Raw genomic sequence first — 17215 nt, forward strand, 5'->3', positions numbered from 1 at the left:
TATATAAACATAATTTATACCACAATATATAGTGTTTCAATGTTGAGAAGAGCTGTTAACAAATATGTCACAAATTTGTTACGATTTAAGAAACTTTAATTTTTATTCTAAAATTTTTGCTTTTGAGAAATGTAAATGTCCTATTTTATGCTTTTAGCAAAATGTGTATATAATGCTTGCGCCTGTCCTTCATCTTCCAAGCCATAAACATTCATACGACCATCTTTAAATAAAGTAATATCGATTTCGTTATAAGAAAGTAATTTAGCAAAGCTATTGGCCTTTTTAATTTTGGCAGGTAGGTAATGTGCATATTCAAAAATATTTTCATCGAAACGAAGCAAAAATGTATTGCCACATTGAGATTCTACGTTTATATGTTGAGGTTGGTTCAGTAAATCATATCTCTGATGTACACAAATGCTACAATCGTCATTTTTAAGTTGGTTGATATTCACTGTATGGTACTGGATTGAAAAAGTATCTAGCGTTATTAATTTTTGAGAGAATCCAGATGCTGTTATCCAACGTAATAATTCTGAAACTTCCATGCTAGCTACTTGGTATATAACTGTAGGTAACACACCATTAATAGAACAACTTTCTGCAGATTCTGGCATCTTATCGAGCACACATTTTAAACATGGGCCTTTATAATCAATACCATAAACGGTACCTTGACTTCCGATTGCTGCCCCATAAATCCAAGGTATCGAAAATTTATGGCATACTTCGTTAATCAAGTATCTAATTTTAAAATGATCCATGCCATCCATGACGATATCAGGATTTGATTTTCTTAAAATGTGTTCAATGTTGGTGCAAGTTATTTCTTTGTATAATGTGTTGATTTTAATATTAGAATTTATATCTAACAAATGCTTTTTTAGTGCTTCCACTTTAGGCATCATCATTTGTGCATCGTTTTCAGTATATGTGGCTTGTCTATGCAAATTTGATAATTCTACAATATCCATATCAATAATCGTAAGCTCGCCAATCCCCATACGTGTTAATATTTCTGCACAATGACTTCCTAACGCTCCTGCTCCTACAATCATCACATGTGTTTGCGCTAGTTTACGCTGGCCTTGTTCACCAAAATTTTTATAGCGTATTTGACGAGAATATCTTTCCATCATAAAAATCCGATGCCTTCTGTTGGACTTGAAGCTTGAGCTGTGTACTTAACTGGTATTCTCCCTGCTTGATAACTCATTCTTCCTGCTTGAATACCCAACTTCATGGCTTCTGCCATTTTCCCTGGATCTTTCGCACTAGAAATTGCTGTGTTTAATAAAATGGCGTCGGCCCCTAATTCCATAGCATGACATGCATCTTTTGGTGATCCAACCCCTGCATCCACAATTACGGGTACATTGGCGCGTTCAATAATATAACGTAGATTTAAAGGGTTGTTTATTCCTCTTCCTGTACCAATAGGTGAAGCTAGTGGCATAATCGCGTGTACTCCTAATTCTTCTAAACGCTTAGCAAGTACAACATCATTTGAAATGTAAGGACACACTGTATAACCTTTTTCTAGTAAAACCTTGCACGCCTCATATGTTTCTAGCGGATCAGGTAGTAAGGTTTCCTGATCACCTATCACTTCTACTTTAATCATGTCACAAAGATTGGCATGATTAGCAATTTCTGCAATTCTTATCGCTTCCTCAGCTGATGTTGCTCCAGCAGTATTAGGAAAAGTAACAAAATTTGATAAGTCAACTTTTGCTAAAGGGTTAGGAAATTTCTCATCATATAAGTTCATTCGACGTACTGCAAAAGTTAAAACCTCTGTTTCAGACGCATTTATTGCCTCTTTTTGAATGGCTTCTGTTTCAAATTTACCAGTACCTAATAACAATCTTGAATTAAATTCAAATTTTCCTATTTTAAACATCTTATCCGCCTCCTACAAATTCTAATAATTCTAAACAATCTTTATCATTAACGATATGATTCTGAAATTGGTTTTGCTTAATTAATTTTTTATTATGTTCAACAATCACTCTTTTTTCGTCTAAACCAAGTGTTTGCAATACCTCTTGTATATTTAAAGGATTTTCAAATGTGAAATTATCACCATTAATAATGCAATGCATCATGATTCATTCCTTTCTCGCTTATTGATTAGTAAATCATTAATTTTGTGTTGTTTCATAATGTAACCATGCTCTGTGTAACGCTTGTACTGTTTTTATTGAGTGATTAAAAATAGAAATACCTGCGATACCTTGAAATCCCTTAGGCAAATGAGGCATAGTTGTTAAATTAATGCCACCTAATGCGATTACGGGAATATCACTTTTCAATGCTTCATTGACCTCACTAAATGATCTAGGGGTTAACCCCTTTTTAGACTTTGTTTCAAATACGTGCCCATAAAGTACAAAATCTAAATTTAAATCTTCTGCATATTGAATTGCATGGCTACTGTGTGTAGACATACTTATTTTTATGTCTGAACAATGTTGTTTTAAAGCACGGATTTGCTCATCATTTTCTCTAAAATGTATGCGTGATAAGCCGCAAGATTGGAGTACACGATAATCACTGTGAATAATAATTTTATCTTTTGGAAAATGTTGTTGCTTTAGTTGGTTAATCCATTCAATCTTCTCAGAAGTACACATCGGTGACCTGACGATGAGATAATCAATATAAGGTTCAACTTCACAATAATTCGCGCTATCTTTCTTGGTTAATTTATGATAATTGGTAATCGCAATAATCACTATAATCACTCCTAAAAATAAAAAAACGTTACTTTTCCAAATAGGAAAAATAACGTTAATATGAACGGACTAATACGGTTTATAACGCCACTTTTCCTACGCCAGTACAAACTGGATCAGGTTCAAGGAATTCTAGCGTATCACGCTCGTCTCAGCCTTTTGTCATAAAGGCACTTCCAGTGGTCTAAACTTATCTCTATTTAATTGATATGCATTTTATGTTTATTTCATGTTTAATTTAACGTAAAAACTGTATTTTTTCAACCGTCTATATTTTTTAAGCTTTTTATTTTCCAGGAAATATCATAAGAAATAGCGACATAATTGCACCGATATTATAATTTTATTGCGATAACTTTAATAATTCTTTTGTTATTTTTTTGGTATCACCATAGATTTTTTTATATATTGCAAAATACTGCTTATATTGCATATGGTTTTCTATACATGGTTCAAATACTTTATCATATTGTATAAATTGTCTTACCATCTCAGCGGTATCATGAAACCACCCTACACCTTTTGCTGCTATCATCGCTGCACCCATACTTGGTCCCTCTTCATGCTTTAATTTATATACTTTAGCGTTGAAGATATCAGCTTGTAATTGAAGCCAAAAATCACTTTTAGCTCCACCACCAATAGAAGTCATTTCTTTAATTTTTTTATCATTTTCACGTAAATAATAGATAGATTCATATAATGCAAAAGTAATACCTTCAATAACCGCGCGAGCCATATCTTTAATCGAATGCATACGGCTTAAGCCAATAAAACTTCCTCTAATTTGACTATCCCCATGAGGTGTACGTTCTCCTGATAGATATGGTGCATATATTAAACCATTACTCCCTATAGAAGACTGTTTTGCTTCATCCAAAATTTGACTATAAGTTAAATTTGGAGCGATGTTTTTTTGAAACCATTTCAAACTATCTCCTGCAGCTAATATTACTCCCATCGCATAAGATTTTTCAGGGAGTACATGATTAAAATGATGTATATTGTGATAATAAGTACCCGTATGCTCAGAATCACACGCTAGTATCACACCAGAAGTGCCGATACTGCATAATGTATCGCCATCGTTAATAACACCTGCACCTAATGCACCACAGGCATTATCTCCACCCCCAGCAAATACTGCCACATCATCACCCATACCTAATTCATCTGCAATTGAAGTATTGATGTATCCTACAAATTTTTGTGATTCAATTAAATTGGGACATAGTTGATATACACCATAATACTCACAAATTTTTTTATTCCAACACTTATATGCTATATCCATTAACAACGTGCTTGAGCCATCAGAATACTCCATATTTATCGTATCTGTGAATTTAAATCTCACATAATCTTTAGGCAATAAGAACACATTTGCTTTGGACCAAATCAATGGTTCGTTTTCTTTTACCCATAACAACTTAGTTAATGTAAATCCTTCTAACACAGGATTATCCATTACATATTCACCAAATTGCTGTTTTATTTGTTCGCATTGAAAAGTGGATCTTGTATCATTCCATAAAATGGCATTTCTAAGTGGTTGAAATTGATGATCAAGCAGTACTAAACTGTGCATTTGGCCAGAAAATGAAATACCTTTGATCTTCATATTTGCTAACTTTACAGAATTTAATAAGTACTTAATGCAATCTTTAGAAGCTTTAAACCAATCATCTGGATTTTGTTCACTAAAACCTGTTTGTTGATTAATAACATCGATGGGTTCGCTGACGCTATCTAAAACGTCACCTCTTTTATTAATAGCAATGGCTTTAACAGAACTTGTACCGATATCTATGCCTAATACAATCTCTTTCACATATACCATCCTTCAATTTATAGTTATTTTCAAACTATTTATTTTAAATGTCGTTCACGCTATATTTATAGCACAATAAATTTGAAAATAAAAATTATTTTTACAAATAAAATATTTTCGATTCAATTTTTATACAATAGACAAACAAGGATATTACATGGTTTAAGTTTGATATAGCAAGAAAAGTGGCATTAAAATTTTCAGCACTTTAAATACATCAGTGATTTTTTAATTCATAAAAATTTGCTAAAAACTGAAATAAAAAACGCCAAGATTTAATTTTTATATCTCAGCGCTTAAACGTATTGGTAATGATAATTCATATAACTTTTTATTTATCTAAAATAATAATTTAGAAGCATAAATAACAATTACCACAGTAATTGAACTTAATAAAGTTGATAAAAAGACAAGTTCTGCTGCAAGTTCAGGATGATTGTCATACTCTTGCGCTATCACAGAACTATTTACTGATGTTGGCATTGCTGAAGCGATAAAAAGTGTTTGTGCAATCACTCCTTCAATACCCATGATTTTTATAATGATTAATGCGATAGCTGGTCCAATGACTAAACGTACAAATATAAAAATATATGATAGTGACCACTTGAAAGTAAAGTTTATATTCGCAATTTGTGCTCCTAGCATGATTAAAGCAATTGCAATCATCGCATCTGCCACATAATTAGCTGGCGTCCAAATAAATTCCGGTATGGGGATATCCGCATAATTTAAAATAATTGCAAGTAACAAAGCGTATAGCACTGGCATTTTAAAATACCCTAACATCGCTTTTAACTTTCCAATTTGTGCAGACTGTATTGCAAAAATGCCATACGAAAAAGTGAAAATATTTTGTAATGATAAAACGATGACTTGAACAGACATCGCGAGTGGATCTCCCTTAAACACTAAGTCATTAACTGGTACACCATAATTTCCAGAATTAAAAAATAATACACTATTGGTTAACGTCGTAGCTTCCCCTTTATCTCTCTTGTTTATTAAAGTTAAAGCTTTGCCCACGATATATAAACAAATTATGTATATTATAAAGAAAACTACAATATATAATAATAAATGTAATTCAAAATTTGTCTTATAAAACTTTACAAAAATAAATCCTGGTACAAACACATATATATTTAATTTCGCTAAAGTTTTTAAATCTAGTGTGAACTTTTTCTGTAAGATAAATCCCAATACAATCATTATGAAAATAGGTAATAATACACTTTGTAATATATATATCATTTCACTCATTATATAACACTTCCTTGTAAGAAAATTTAACACTAGACATATTTCATTTGTGTTTAAGTTAAATTTAGATATCTGACCATTAAAATTATGTCGTTGATATACTTTGAAAATATAAAAATTAGGAGTGAAATAAAAATTGATAAATTAGAAATCAATTTTATATTTCAACTCCTATATCGTATCAATAGAATGCTAAACTTTGCTTTGTTCATACTATTTTAATATGTGCATGATTTAATGGAGCACTTTACTATTTAAAGAGGTTTATAACAATAAAATAATGAATTATTCATCTTTACGGTTATCCTCATTGCTATTAGTCGTATTATTTATGTGCTTTTGATCATCGTTATTATTTTCTTGCTCTCTTTTGTTTCGTTTTTTTTCTTCCAAAATTGACATAACTATAAAGCCAATAACCAATAGCGGTGTAAGTATACCAATCATCATCATCATTTAGCTCACCTCATTCGTTAATTTCAATTTAATGTCTATATTAACCTTTACTATCAATTTACATGTTTTTATTATCTTCCTCAATAGAACAACTTATTTTATTGCATTTTAATTTAGTTTAATAACAATCCAATTTATGCTACTTGATTTGATATTACCCCAATTTGTATACAGCATTCTATTTTTTGGACGCTAAACTCACTAAAATGCTACTTTTATGATTCTCATTTTATGGAAATCAATACCCTATGACATCTTGCTAATTAGCTGGAATACTGACTTAATACAACGCTGAAAATATTTTCAATTATTCAGTACTTCAAAATTATTCACGAATTGTTCGAATTTATCACTATTTTTACGCTCAATAATAGAATATATTATAAACAGATGTAAAAATTATCCATTTTTTTAGTTTTAGAATTTTATTTTATTATAATTACGCAACATTAATTGACGTATTAATTTTAAAAAGAGTACTATTTAAATAAATGAAATTAAATTTAAGTATATCTACATTTCCAAAACAAATTTATTGCTCTCACTCCCAATACCTTAATACTTAATCTGATTCTCATTTTACATAAATTGATGCTAACTTTTCTAGCAACATTTAAGGAATGGAGGGTTTCAATGGATTATAATCACATCATTTATGATGAAGGTGATCAATTAGAACATTTAAATACACCTAACTTTTCCAATATATATTTGGTTATTTCAGGTATGATTCATTTCCAAAAAGTAAAATCAAATTTTATATTTCATCGAGGCGATGTATTTGTGGTATACGATTTCGAAGAAAATCTCATTGTACATCGAGAAGGTATGCTTGCTTGTATTTCAGTAAATAATTTAAGTTATCATCGTTTCACCTTAATCAATCGAGAAAATCTTCTAGAAAAATATAAATTAAGTAAGTTGATTACCGAAACTTATATTACAACTTTAAAAAATATTTTAGAAAATAATTTATTTAATGGAGACATCGGAGTTATTAAATTAATTAATTACCTCAATTCATCTCAAGCAAATATATATGGTCAGTTGACTTACTCGAATAAATTAATTAAAAACGTTGTAGAATATATTAACCAACATTACAAGCAACCATTAACGCTTAATTTACTAGCTAAAACATTTTACGTAAATAGTAGTTATTTATCTAGAGAATTTTCAAAAAAATGAATATTTCATTAATCAAATACATTAAAAAAGTTAAAATCTATAGTTTATCTAGGGATTTATTAACAAATGGCAATAGCGAATCAATTTGGGTAGATTATGGGTTCCGTTCATACAATACTTATTTGAGAGATTTCAAAAATGTGATGCATATGACACCAAAAGATTTTATAAAACAACATAATTCTAAAAATACAAATACGAAGATAGAACCACATCAATTATATAACCAACTCCAATTAATTTTAGATACAATCAAATCTGAATAATATATAAAAAATCCAAGTTTACCTATCAAAGGCAAACTTGGATTAAAAATTAATATTTATATTTATTATCCTCGTCAGTATCGGAATAATTTTCTTTGATTTTTTCTTGTTCGTTCTCTTTTTGATTTTCAGATAATACATATGAGTTATTATGTTCATTTACTTGTGACCCATCTTTGATAAAGGGATTAGCATCATCTTCTTCATCTCTGCTATAAATAGGTTTTTGAGGTTTTCTTACTAGCAACATGATACCGGCTACTAACCATAAAATGGCAGTAATCCAGTTACCGATTAATGAAATAACACCCACAATGATTAATAAAATGCCGGCAGCTTTGGCTTTTTTACCAATTAACACTGCACCAATAATCGCCACTATAAGTAGCACAATAGATAATACTAGTCCTGCAGTTACCAAGGCACTTAACATATTAATAACCGCTTCTCCATTTTCATATGTGATTGAACTATCATCTTCCATCATTGCTTGTATCATTGCATTTTTATTGTCACCATTTCCAATTAATGGTAAGAATATTGCCAGAACAATTACACCTAATAGCTGTAAACCAATACCAATCCAGGCAAGTATACGTTCAGCTGTTCTTTTCATTATGTTTCACCCCTAATCAAAAATTTATGTTTTTCAGTTAGTATACGCTTGAAATTATATCATTTAGTATACTAATCCTGTAGCTACAAGTCCATGTATAACTCATTTAATTGCTTAGTAATTATTTACTTTTTCTAAACGCTTCATCGATTCGTTCCAATTGATTTACAAAATCTTCTATTTCTTCAAGTGAAAATTGGTTACCTAAGCGATTTTTCACTGATTCACTCATTGCTGAAGTCGCTTGTTTTAAGAAACTTTCACCTTCTAAACTTAATTGGACTAATTTAATTCTTTTATTATTTGAGTGTGCCCTTTGCACATAACCCATTTCTTCAAGTTTACCGATTCTTTTTGAAGCAGCTGTTTTAAATATATTTTGTAGCCCAGCTAACTCATTAATCGTAACTTGACCTTTTGTTTGAATAATTCTCATCGCTTCAATTTGTTCTCTTGAAAGTAGGTTTGTGAGAGATGATTCATTCACCATTTCAATAATTTCTTTGTTTAAATACAGCATCACGATTTGAAATTTGGTTATCGCTTTCTCAATCGATGCATCTACATCATTCATCACTTTATCCCCCTTTATAAGTTACTTGAATTCGATAGAAAGTGGTAATTTTTCACGTTTATTAAACCATAATAAAACTAAATATTGTAAAATCATCATTACGATAATGATTCCGATAAGTAGAGCTACAACAAATCCAAAGTCGAAGTGACCTGCATTAGTGAATATTGCTTCTCTATATCCTTGAATAGCATATGACATTGGTGAAAATGGATGTATCCATCTATAGAACGTTGCAGAAAGCTCTATTGGGAACATACCTTCACTTGCACTCAATTGTAAGATTAAAAGAATCATTGATATAAAGAGTCCTATTCTATCTAAGAATAATGTTAGGAATGATGTGATTGTAATTGCTGCAATAGCCCATAATAACCCTACTAATATAAATTTCCAGACATTACCAACTGACATATTAAATACAAATAATACCCAACTACTCATGAACAATGCAGATAACGCACCTTGAACAATATATAATGCAAATTTTCCTAAAGTTTGTCTTATTGAAGTTGTAGATTTATCAATCGTTTTTCTCAATGGATAAATCGCACTAAACGATAGCGCACCAACAAATAAACTTACACTTGCCATATAAGGAACAATTGTTGCACCATATTCATCAGCATTCGTCGGATTATTTTCTTTTACTTTAGTAACATCATTAAGCGCTTTTTCATTTTCGGATTCAAATGAAACATTGTTTTGCTGACTCACTGCGTCGTCTATTTTTGATTTTAATTCGTCATTATTAGCCTGAAGCTCTTTCAACCCATCTGTTACTTGCTGATTTCCTGATAATAACTTTTGAGCTGGTTGACCTACCATCGGCGCCATTTGTTGAATACCATCTGTCACTTCTTGATTACCATCAATAAGTTGTGTTTCTGCATCAGACATTTGCCCTAATGCATCAGATGTATCTTGATAACCTGATTGTGATTTTTTAGCACTAGCGAATAATTCATTCAAATAATTTGATCTAATATTATCTTTTATAGATTCAGTCACTGTATTGATAGCTGAATTTGCAGATTGACTGCCCGTATAGCTAGAGCCTGGGTTCACCTTAGTTTCCAGATTTATTTTTTTAGGATTTTCATCTAAAATTGTCGTTGCATTGGATGAAGCATTCTTAGGAACGATAATTGTTCCTACACTTTCACCTCTATTCAATTGCTTATCTGCTTCTTTTTCAGAAACAACTTGAAAATCAAACTTATCATTATCTTTTAATTTGTCTACTAAATCATCACCGATAGTAATATCTTTATTATTAAGCGTTGCTTTTTCATCATGGTTGACAACAGATATTTTTAGATTTTCTGTCTTGTCGTATGGATCCCACATTGAACCAACAAACAAAGCTACATATAGCAATGAAATAAGCGATATAGCAATTAAAGAGACCACTAACATTTTATTTTTAAAAATAAATTTAAATTCATTCAACATTTTTCCAACTACCTTCCTTTAATCGTACATCCCGTGTACTATAAGATAAAAAAAGACTAAAACAAAAATATTTGTCTTAGTATAATGCGTATGACTAAGTATTTAAAGGGATGAAAATACATTAGTACACCCCATGTACTTTTAGTATATTACGCGCCTTAAATTTAAATGTCAAACCCTTTTTTCAAAAATTTTATGGTTACTTTTTATGAAAATGTTTTCAAAATATACAAAGAAGTTTTACTTTAAAATCTATATTGTTTCATCGCTTTTTATACTTATTAATAAGTCCTTTAGGTATATGACAGTAGTCATTTGGAAATTTTGATAATCTGTCTTGATGTGCTTCTGCACTTTTAACATAATTCGTCAGTGGCAATACCTCTGTGGCTATAAGATGATGATCTTCAATTGCATCTATGTATGCCTGTGCTTCTTTTAAATGTTTTGCGTCTTCACTATATAAGCCAGTTCTATATTTTAATCCTATATCTTGACCTTGTTGATTTACACTATAAGGGTCAATAATTTCAAAAAGATACCCCATTAAATCAGAAACAGATACTTTTTCCGGTTCAAAACTCGTTTTAATTACTTCTACATAACCATCATATTCTCCATCAAGTGTATGCGTAATACCATTTGCCCTACCAGCTTCTGTTTGAATGACACCTGGTAATGTCTTAACGAATGCCTGAACACCCCAAAGGCATCCACCTGCTAAATATACAGTTTCCATTCTATCCTCTCCTGCTTTATTTCATTGATTAATAAAAGTATAGCCACCTCAAGCATATGATGCAAACACCTATATATTGATGGTTTATTTTTTGTTAATAGGGAAAAATTATAATAGAGAATAAGGAGGTATAACATGCCTAAAGTTAAAGAAAGATTATTAGAAGATATTGAAGAAAAGCCTTCAAGAGCTGACAGTGATTTTAATTCAGAGAAAGAAATGCAACAAAATGCTTTTGAACGATTAGGCAAAGATGTAGTGATTATAGAAACACTTTCTATTATGAATATTATCTTTGCTATCAGTACAATTAGTTTAGTAGTTGCACTTATCTTTACAAATAAAAATAAGTAAATTTATATACATGTTCTTTTCATTGATAATAAATTTGAAAAGAACATGTTTTTTATCATAATTCAAATGCTCTTCAAAAAATTTTTGACAATATTTAGTTTTACAAAATTTTTAAATTGAATATTGTTCCTTTTTTGTTACAATATATTGAGGAGAATTTCGTCCTTTTATAAAAGCATATAGCAAACATTCATAATATCATTATGAATGATAGCCGCACGACATCACTAAACTATTAATTTTATATAAAACTATTATAAACAGAAATAAATTAGAGGAGAATAGAATTATGGATTACAGAGTATTATTGTATTATAAATATACAACGATTGAAGACCCAGAAACATTTGCTACAGAGCATTTAGATTTTTGTAAAGATTTGGAGCTTAAAGGACGTATCTTAGTATCAACTGAAGGTATTAATGGTACTGTATCAGGAACAGTTGAAGCAACAGAAAAATATATGAACGCATTACAATCAGATGAAAGATTCAAAGGAATTACTTTCAAAATTGATGAAGCAGATGGTCACGCGTTTAAAAAAATGCACGTGCGTCCTAGAAAAGAAATTGTAGCATTAGATTTAGAGCAAGATATTAACCCTAAAGAACTTACTGGTAATTATTTATCACCTAAAGAATTTAAAGAAGCATTATTTGATGATGACACAATTGTTATCGATGCGCGTAATGATTATGAATATGATTTAGGACATTTCCGTGGTGCGATTCGACCTAATATTACTCGTTTTAGAGATTTACCAGACTGGATTAAAGAAAATAAAGATCAATTTATGGATAAAAAAATCGTCACTTATTGTACTGGCGGTATTCGCTGTGAGAAATTCTCCGGTTATCTACTAAGAGAAGGTTTTGAAGACGTAAGCCAACTTGAAGGTGGTATCGCCACTTATGGAAAAGATCCAGAAACAAAAGGTGAGTATTGGGACGGCAAAATGTATGTATTTGACGAACGTATCAGTGTAGATGTCAATCAAGTTGAAAAAACTGTTGTAGGTAAAGAATGGTTTGATGGGACACCTTGTGAACGTTACATCAATTGCTCTAATCCTGAATGTAACCGTCAAATTTTAGTATCTGAAGAAAATGAAGCACGTTATTTAGGCGCTTGTTGCCATGAATGTGCTGAACACGAAAATAATCGCTATGTTAAAAAACATGGTATTAGTGATGAAGAAAAAGCAAAACGCCTAGAAAACTTTAAACAACTTGTCTAGTAAATGATGCTTTGAAACACTGTATGAACATACGATAATGTCATACAAAATATTAGACATATCTATCAAGTTAACTAAAAAATAGTCTGGGACATAAAGTTCTTAGACAAGTGAAAAAGGCAATTTCTATTGAAATAATATAGAAATTGCCTTTTTCAATACTGTTTTAATTATAGTTAGCTCATTGAGTTACTACTTGGATTGATATAGTGTCTTTTTTTTAAAGTATTTAACGTAAAAGTACATATGAATACATTGTATTTTGGCGAGACGTTTGCTGGAACAAGACAATCTGAAGACGAGACAGACTGAATCTGTCCCTAAGAAATCGAGCCAACAATATGCTGCAATATTGAATAATCAAAGAAACACTCAGATGGATTGAATTAAATCATATGAGTGTTATTTTTCTAGGGTTTATGTTTCAGTACCTTGTCTTTTTAAAATTACTTTTTTTACATAATTAGCTACCGCACGCTTTATATTTATTGAGATTTTTACATTTCACTTACTATTTGAGCAACATAATGATAACCTTTACTTATCAATTCTAATTATTAAGATTTATTTTACTTATAATAAATATGTGCTAACGTAAAAGTAAATGAATATTGCATTATTTTTCATCACATAAAATTTTTAGAGATAGAAGGTTGCTTATGTTTATTTTTATTCTTTCAGAAGTTATTTTGCCTATTTTACTTCTGATATTGTTGGGTTTAATACTTCAAATAAAATTTTCTTTTAATCTTAAACACTTTTCCACTTTAATAACATACTGCTTAATGCCGGCATCAGTATTTGTAAACATTTACCAAATTAACATTGATATACCTTTATTACTAAACATAATATATTATATTATCATTTTCAGCGTTATTTTAATTTTACTTGGCAATTTAATTTCTAAATGTCTACATTTAGAAAAAGGAGAAAGTGCTGCTCTAAAAAATAGTATTTCGTTAATGAATTCAGGAAATTACGGGTTACCAGTCAGTCAACTCGTATTTAGTCATAATCCAATCGGTGTCTCAGTCCAAATTTTCATTTTAGTATTTCAAAATTTACTCACATATTCTTATGGTATGTATAATCTACTATCAGCTAGTAAATCAATGGCAGATATCACACGCGGATTTTTACGTCTACCAGTTTTTCATGCACTTCTACTAGGAATTATCTGCCAAGTTTTTACTGTTAAGCTTCCCAAAACGATTTTAATTCCCCTCGATCAACTCTCTGATGGATTTGTAGCTATAGCACTGATTTTGTTAGGAGCACAACTTGCCAGAATTAAAATCAACTTTTTCCATCGCGTTATTTCATGGTCACTTATTGGTCGTTTAATAATAAGTCCAATACTTTCTTTAGCAGTTATCTATTTATTAGGTTTAGACGGTGTTGTGGCACAATCACTTTTTATTGCTAGTTCTTTCCCTACTTCAAGAAATACTTCTACGATTGCCATGGAATATCAAATTGAACCGGAATTACATGCACAAATTGTATTGTTTTCTACATTATTTAGTATTTTTACAGTTACCACTGTTATCTTTTTATCTCGTATCTTATTTTAAAAATTGGTAAAGATAACATATTTATCCCATAACAAATGCGCATATAAAAATACCAGCCATCCAATATATAAATGAAAGACTGGTATTTTCAAATTTTTGTAGTTAATTTGAAGATATTTGCTTTTCTATGCTTATTGTAATTTCATAAACCCATTTCCTAGGACATCTCGTACATCATGGATTACTAAAAAGGCATTTTCATCATGACGATTTACAATTTTTTTAATTCTAGCTAACTGATTTTGAGGAACGACTACGTAAAGTACATTCGTCTCTTTTTGTTGATATCCTCCTACACCATTTAGCAGTGTTGAGCCACGACCTGTTTCTTCATTAATTTGTTTACTAATGTCTGCATTAAAATCTGAAATAATAGTAATCGCTTTTTTAGGATTAAATCCTTCTATTACAAAAGACATGCTTTTTTCAACGATAAACAACATGACAATAGTATAAAGTACCTTTTGTATAGGTAAGACAAGTAAGAATGATAAAACTATCAATGAATCAAGTATAAATAATGCTTGTGACGTTTTAATTTCGCTGTATTTGTTTATAATTTTTGCAATAACTGAAGTACCGCCCAATGTACTACGGGCAGATATCACAAAGCCTGTACCGATACCAATGAGCACGCCTGAAAAAATAGTATTGATAAAATCAGACTCTAAATTTAAATTAAAAGATTCAGTAATACCCAAGAAGAATGAACTTGCAACCACAGTAATCAAAGTATAAAGTGCAGTTGTTTTACTTAGATATTTCCAACCAACACCAATTAATATGATGTTAATGATAAGTGTCGTCAACGCTGGAGAAAGACCTAAAGTATATTTTAGATTCAAAGAAATACCGACTGTGCCACCTTCTCCTAAATTTGAAGCTAAAACAAAAGAATTGACGCCTATTGCAATTAAAAAAGTACCTAAAAGACAAAAACAAATATTTTTCAGATGAATTTTATATACCATTGAACCAACACCTCTTTCTATAGATTAATCTATTTTTTGAACAACCATTTTCTTAACTATACTTCGTCCATTTTGCTTTCAACACAAAAAGAAACTTTTCAGCAATAGCTAAAAAGTTTCAGAATTACAATTTCAAATTATAATTTTTTTAATACAGAAAACATAATAATAAAAATACGTATGTTTTTCAATGTATGCGGGTTATGTTGAATTATAAGTATATAATGTTTACTTCAATTTATTATAAGCTGTTTAATATTATGCTCTAATTTAATCATTTTCATGTTCCACTAAAAAATGAAAAATCCCTAGATTCTATAAAAGAACCTAGGGACTGATGACACAATATTTCAAAATTAAATATTATTTTATTATGCAGTAACCCACTGTGAAGCACCTTCAGATTCATATAAATCCATTGCTGCTTGGTCTTGTACTGATTCTGGTGCTTCTGTTGGTGATTGACCTTTATATTCATCTGGCGCTACTGAATCCCATGTACTTTGTAAGAATTGATATTTACCTGCTGCACCTGAAGATGGATTAACTGCTTTTAAGTCGCCACCTGATTCACGTTGCGCGATTTGTTTCAAGTGATCGTTTACTTCTACTGATGAACCACTTGATGCTTCACTTGAATTATCTGTTGATTGTTGTGATGAAGCTGCTTCTTGTTGTGGTTGTTGCGTTTGCTCAGTTTGAGGTGCTTGCTCTTGTGCTGGTTGTTCTGATGAAGCTTGTTGTGGTTGTGTTTGGTCTTGAGTTTGCGGTGCTTGTTCTTGTTGTCCTGCATTAGTTGTTGATTGTGTTGATGCATCACTTGATCCGTTTGAACCTTCACCATAGCTCCATGACCAATTTGTACCATCAGATTCAAAGTTATAATTTAAATTATCTTGATTAAAGTTATAGTTATAAGCACCTTCATGTACTGGCTTAGCATTTAATTGTTCAGGGTTGTTTTGTGCTTGTTGAGCTAGTTGTGCTTGATCGATACCTTGTTCAGACGCATCTGCTGAATTTCCTGCTGCGATCCCTGTTACGCCGAGTCCTACTGCTAACGTTGAAGCTAATACTGTTTTTTTCATTATTAATAAATCCTCCTAAGAGATAATACTTTTAAATTTGTGTTTAAATTTGTGTTTTCGATTTTGCAAAATTACTTTTATCAAATTTGCTAATCCCTACTGTAACATCTAGAAAAAGCTTGTGGGTTACAGTGAAGTTAAAAAATATCTAGAATTTTTACGTCCTAATGACATAAAAGTTAAATATTACACTCATCAAAAAACCTTAGAACGCCATCATCATCGTTTTAGGGTTAGTTATATTTTCAATTTTATTGTAATGATGTTGTAATAAAAGCACTTTTTATTCTATTATTGCAAGATTTAGTTCATTAATTAATAAGTCAGCAGTTTTAAATTAAGTATTATTTTTAGTATATTATTTAAATATCTTTTTTAAAATTAACTTTTCTATTAATTTTCTACAATTAATTCTATAACTTTCGAAAATATATGTCTTTCCCTCAATGTAAAAAGGACTAATCCATGTTGTTGCTAACGGATTAGTCCTTTATTTTTAACATGAGCTTTATATGTCACTCACTCTATACATTTATATTCATATTTTAAAATTGCATATTATCTTATTATGCAGTAACCCATTGTGAAGCACCTTCAGATTCATATAAATCCATTGCTGCTTGGTCTTGTACTGATTCTGGTGCTTCCGTTGGTGATACACCTTTATATTCATCTGGTGCTACTGAATCCCATGTACTTTGTAGGAATTGATATTTACCTGCTGCACCTGAAGATGGATTAACTGCTTTTAAGTCGCCACCTGATTCACGTTGCGCGATTTGTTTCAAGTGATCGTTCACGTCTACAGATGAACCACTTGATGCTTCACTTGAACTACCTGTTGATTGTTGTGATGAAG

19 protein-coding genes and 1 riboswitch are annotated in these 17215 nt (G+C 30.6%); of the genes, 5 read left to right on the forward strand and 14 right to left on the reverse strand.

What is annotated here, in order from left to right; translation table 11 throughout:
- Positions 1–140 precede the first annotated feature (140 nt).
- The 7 genes from KA883_RS00055 to KA883_RS00085 form a co-directional block, all read right to left on the reverse strand.
- Positions 141–1139: a HesA/MoeB/ThiF family protein gene (locus KA883_RS00055; RefSeq protein ID WP_046206983.1), complete on the reverse strand. Its 999-nt coding sequence runs from the start codon at positions 1137–1139 to the stop codon at positions 141–143.
- Positions 1139–1906, reverse strand: coding sequence for a thiazole synthase (locus KA883_RS00060; RefSeq protein ID WP_046206951.1), 768 nt, complete (start codon positions 1904–1906; stop codon positions 1139–1141). The genes KA883_RS00055 and KA883_RS00060 overlap by 1 nt, the downstream gene beginning before the upstream one ends.
- 1 nt (position 1907) lies before the next feature.
- Complete coding sequence (gene thiS, locus KA883_RS00065) at positions 1908–2108, reverse strand: sulfur carrier protein ThiS (RefSeq protein WP_046206950.1); 201 nt, start codon at positions 2106–2108, stop codon at positions 1908–1910.
- 39 nt (positions 2109–2147) lie between these two features.
- The gene (locus tag KA883_RS00070; protein WP_052722082.1) at positions 2148–2741 is read right to left on the reverse strand and encodes a thiamine phosphate synthase; all 594 of its coding nucleotides are present in this window, start codon (positions 2739–2741) and stop codon (positions 2148–2150) included.
- 75 nt (positions 2742–2816) lie between these two features.
- Positions 2817–2929, reverse strand: a riboswitch (TPP riboswitch).
- A 155-nt stretch (positions 2930–3084) separates the two neighbouring features.
- Positions 3085–4572 (reverse strand): xylulokinase, encoded by a 1488-nt coding sequence (gene xylB, locus KA883_RS00075; protein WP_046206949.1) that lies wholly within the window; start codon positions 4570–4572, stop codon positions 3085–3087.
- Positions 4573–4911: 339 nt separating this feature from the next.
- Positions 4912–5835: an AEC family transporter gene (locus tag KA883_RS00080; protein ID WP_046206948.1), complete on the reverse strand. Its 924-nt coding sequence runs from the start codon at positions 5833–5835 to the stop codon at positions 4912–4914.
- A gap of 285 nt (positions 5836–6120) precedes the next feature.
- Complete coding sequence (locus KA883_RS00085; RefSeq protein ID WP_155390634.1) at positions 6121–6291, reverse strand: hypothetical protein; 171 nt, start codon at positions 6289–6291, stop codon at positions 6121–6123.
- A gap of 633 nt (positions 6292–6924) precedes the next feature.
- On the opposite strand from KA883_RS00085, the gene KA883_RS00090 reads away from it, so the two are divergent.
- Both KA883_RS00090 and KA883_RS13545 read left to right on the forward strand, forming a co-directional pair.
- Entirely contained in the window at positions 6925–7479 is a 555-nt protein-coding gene (locus tag KA883_RS00090; protein WP_230623010.1) for a hypothetical protein, read from the forward strand.
- Positions 7476–7745, forward strand: coding sequence for a helix-turn-helix domain-containing protein (locus KA883_RS13545; RefSeq protein WP_192573705.1), 270 nt, complete (start codon positions 7476–7478; stop codon positions 7743–7745). Before KA883_RS00090 ends, KA883_RS13545 begins: the two co-directional genes overlap by 4 nt.
- 49 nt (positions 7746–7794) lie before the next feature.
- Here the strand turns inward: KA883_RS13545 and KA883_RS00095 are convergent, their stop codons facing one another.
- From KA883_RS00095 to KA883_RS00110, 4 genes are all read right to left on the reverse strand, one after another.
- Positions 7795–8361, reverse strand: coding sequence for a DUF4064 domain-containing protein (locus tag KA883_RS00095; protein WP_046206947.1), 567 nt, complete (start codon positions 8359–8361; stop codon positions 7795–7797).
- A gap of 121 nt (positions 8362–8482) precedes the next feature.
- Positions 8483–8935 carry a MarR family winged helix-turn-helix transcriptional regulator gene (locus KA883_RS00100; protein WP_046206946.1) on the reverse strand — a complete coding sequence of 151 codons (453 nt, stop codon included), beginning with the start codon at positions 8933–8935 and terminating at the stop codon, positions 8483–8485.
- Between the two features lie 21 nt (positions 8936–8956).
- Positions 8957–10390, reverse strand: a complete 1434-nt coding sequence (locus KA883_RS00105) for a YhgE/Pip domain-containing protein (protein WP_046206945.1) — start codon at positions 10388–10390, stop codon at positions 8957–8959.
- Between the two features lie 262 nt (positions 10391–10652).
- Complete coding sequence (locus KA883_RS00110) at positions 10653–11129, reverse strand: peptide-methionine (S)-S-oxide reductase (protein WP_046206944.1); 477 nt, start codon at positions 11127–11129, stop codon at positions 10653–10655.
- A 135-nt stretch (positions 11130–11264) separates the two neighbouring features.
- Here KA883_RS00110 and KA883_RS00115 point away from each other — a divergent pair, with 135 nt between their 5' ends.
- The 3 genes from KA883_RS00115 (at position 11265) to KA883_RS00125 (ending at position 14297) form a co-directional block, all read left to right on the forward strand.
- Positions 11265–11483, forward strand: a complete 219-nt coding sequence (locus KA883_RS00115; RefSeq protein ID WP_046206943.1) for a hypothetical protein — start codon at positions 11265–11267, stop codon at positions 11481–11483.
- Between the two features lie 289 nt (positions 11484–11772).
- Positions 11773–12720 carry an oxygen-dependent tRNA uridine(34) hydroxylase TrhO gene (gene trhO, locus KA883_RS00120; protein ID WP_046206942.1) on the forward strand — a complete coding sequence of 316 codons (948 nt, stop codon included), beginning with the start codon at positions 11773–11775 and terminating at the stop codon, positions 12718–12720.
- 659 nt (positions 12721–13379) lie between these two features.
- Positions 13380–14297 carry an AEC family transporter gene (locus KA883_RS00125; RefSeq protein WP_046206941.1) on the forward strand — a complete coding sequence of 306 codons (918 nt, stop codon included), beginning with the start codon at positions 13380–13382 and terminating at the stop codon, positions 14295–14297.
- Positions 14298–14428: 131 nt separating this feature from the next.
- Here the strand turns inward: KA883_RS00125 and KA883_RS00130 are convergent, their stop codons facing one another.
- From KA883_RS00130 to KA883_RS00140, 3 genes are all read right to left on the reverse strand, one after another.
- The gene (locus KA883_RS00130; protein WP_210139804.1) at positions 14429–15268 is read right to left on the reverse strand and encodes a YitT family protein; all 840 of its coding nucleotides are present in this window, start codon (positions 15266–15268) and stop codon (positions 14429–14431) included.
- A gap of 371 nt (positions 15269–15639) precedes the next feature.
- Complete coding sequence (locus tag KA883_RS00135; RefSeq protein ID WP_210139805.1) at positions 15640–16356, reverse strand: transglycosylase family protein; 717 nt, start codon at positions 16354–16356, stop codon at positions 15640–15642.
- Between the two features lie 566 nt (positions 16357–16922).
- A partial coding sequence (locus tag KA883_RS00140; protein WP_204173196.1) for a transglycosylase family protein occupies positions 16923–17215 on the reverse strand: 293 nt, incomplete at its 5' end.

Source organism: Staphylococcus sp. GDY8P54P, from assembly GCF_017892645.1.
In the GTDB taxonomy this organism is placed as follows: domain Bacteria; phylum Bacillota; class Bacilli; order Staphylococcales; family Staphylococcaceae; genus Staphylococcus; species Staphylococcus ureilyticus.

Coding starts and splice junctions, on each gene's coding strand:
- KA883_RS00135 (WP_210139805.1), bottom strand. CDS start 16,356: ATGAAAAAAACAGTATTAGCTTCAACGTTAGCAGTAGGACTCGGCGTA.
- KA883_RS00105 (WP_046206945.1), bottom strand. CDS start 10,390: ATGTTGAATGAATTTAAATTTATTTTTAAAAATAAAATGTTAGTGGTC.
- KA883_RS00095 (WP_046206947.1), bottom strand. CDS start 8,361: ATGAAAAGAACAGCTGAACGTATACTTGCCTGGATTGGTATTGGTTTA.
- KA883_RS00085 (WP_155390634.1), bottom strand. CDS start 6,291: ATGATGATGATGATTGGTATACTTACACCGCTATTGGTTATTGGCTTT.
- thiS (WP_046206950.1), bottom strand. CDS start 2,108: ATGCATTGCATTATTAATGGTGATAATTTCACATTTGAAAATCCTTTA.
- KA883_RS00110 (WP_046206944.1), bottom strand. CDS start 11,129: ATGGAAACTGTATATTTAGCAGGTGGATGCCTTTGGGGTGTTCAGGCA.
- KA883_RS13545 (WP_192573705.1), top strand. CDS start 7,476: ATGAATATTTCATTAATCAAATACATTAAAAAAGTTAAAATCTATAGT.
- trhO (WP_046206942.1), top strand. CDS start 11,773: ATGGATTACAGAGTATTATTGTATTATAAATATACAACGATTGAAGAC.
- KA883_RS00115 (WP_046206943.1), top strand. CDS start 11,265: ATGCCTAAAGTTAAAGAAAGATTATTAGAAGATATTGAAGAAAAGCCT.
- KA883_RS00130 (WP_210139804.1), bottom strand. CDS start 15,268: ATGGTATATAAAATTCATCTGAAAAATATTTGTTTTTGTCTTTTAGGT.
- KA883_RS00080 (WP_046206948.1), bottom strand. CDS start 5,835: ATGAGTGAAATGATATATATATTACAAAGTGTATTATTACCTATTTTC.
- KA883_RS00125 (WP_046206941.1), top strand. CDS start 13,380: ATGTTTATTTTTATTCTTTCAGAAGTTATTTTGCCTATTTTACTTCTG.
- KA883_RS00060 (WP_046206951.1), bottom strand. CDS start 1,906: ATGTTTAAAATAGGAAAATTTGAATTTAATTCAAGATTGTTATTAGGT.
- KA883_RS00090 (WP_230623010.1), top strand. CDS start 6,925: ATGGATTATAATCACATCATTTATGATGAAGGTGATCAATTAGAACAT.
- KA883_RS00055 (WP_046206983.1), bottom strand. CDS start 1,139: ATGGAAAGATATTCTCGTCAAATACGCTATAAAAATTTTGGTGAACAA.
- KA883_RS00100 (WP_046206946.1), bottom strand. CDS start 8,935: ATGAATGATGTAGATGCATCGATTGAGAAAGCGATAACCAAATTTCAA.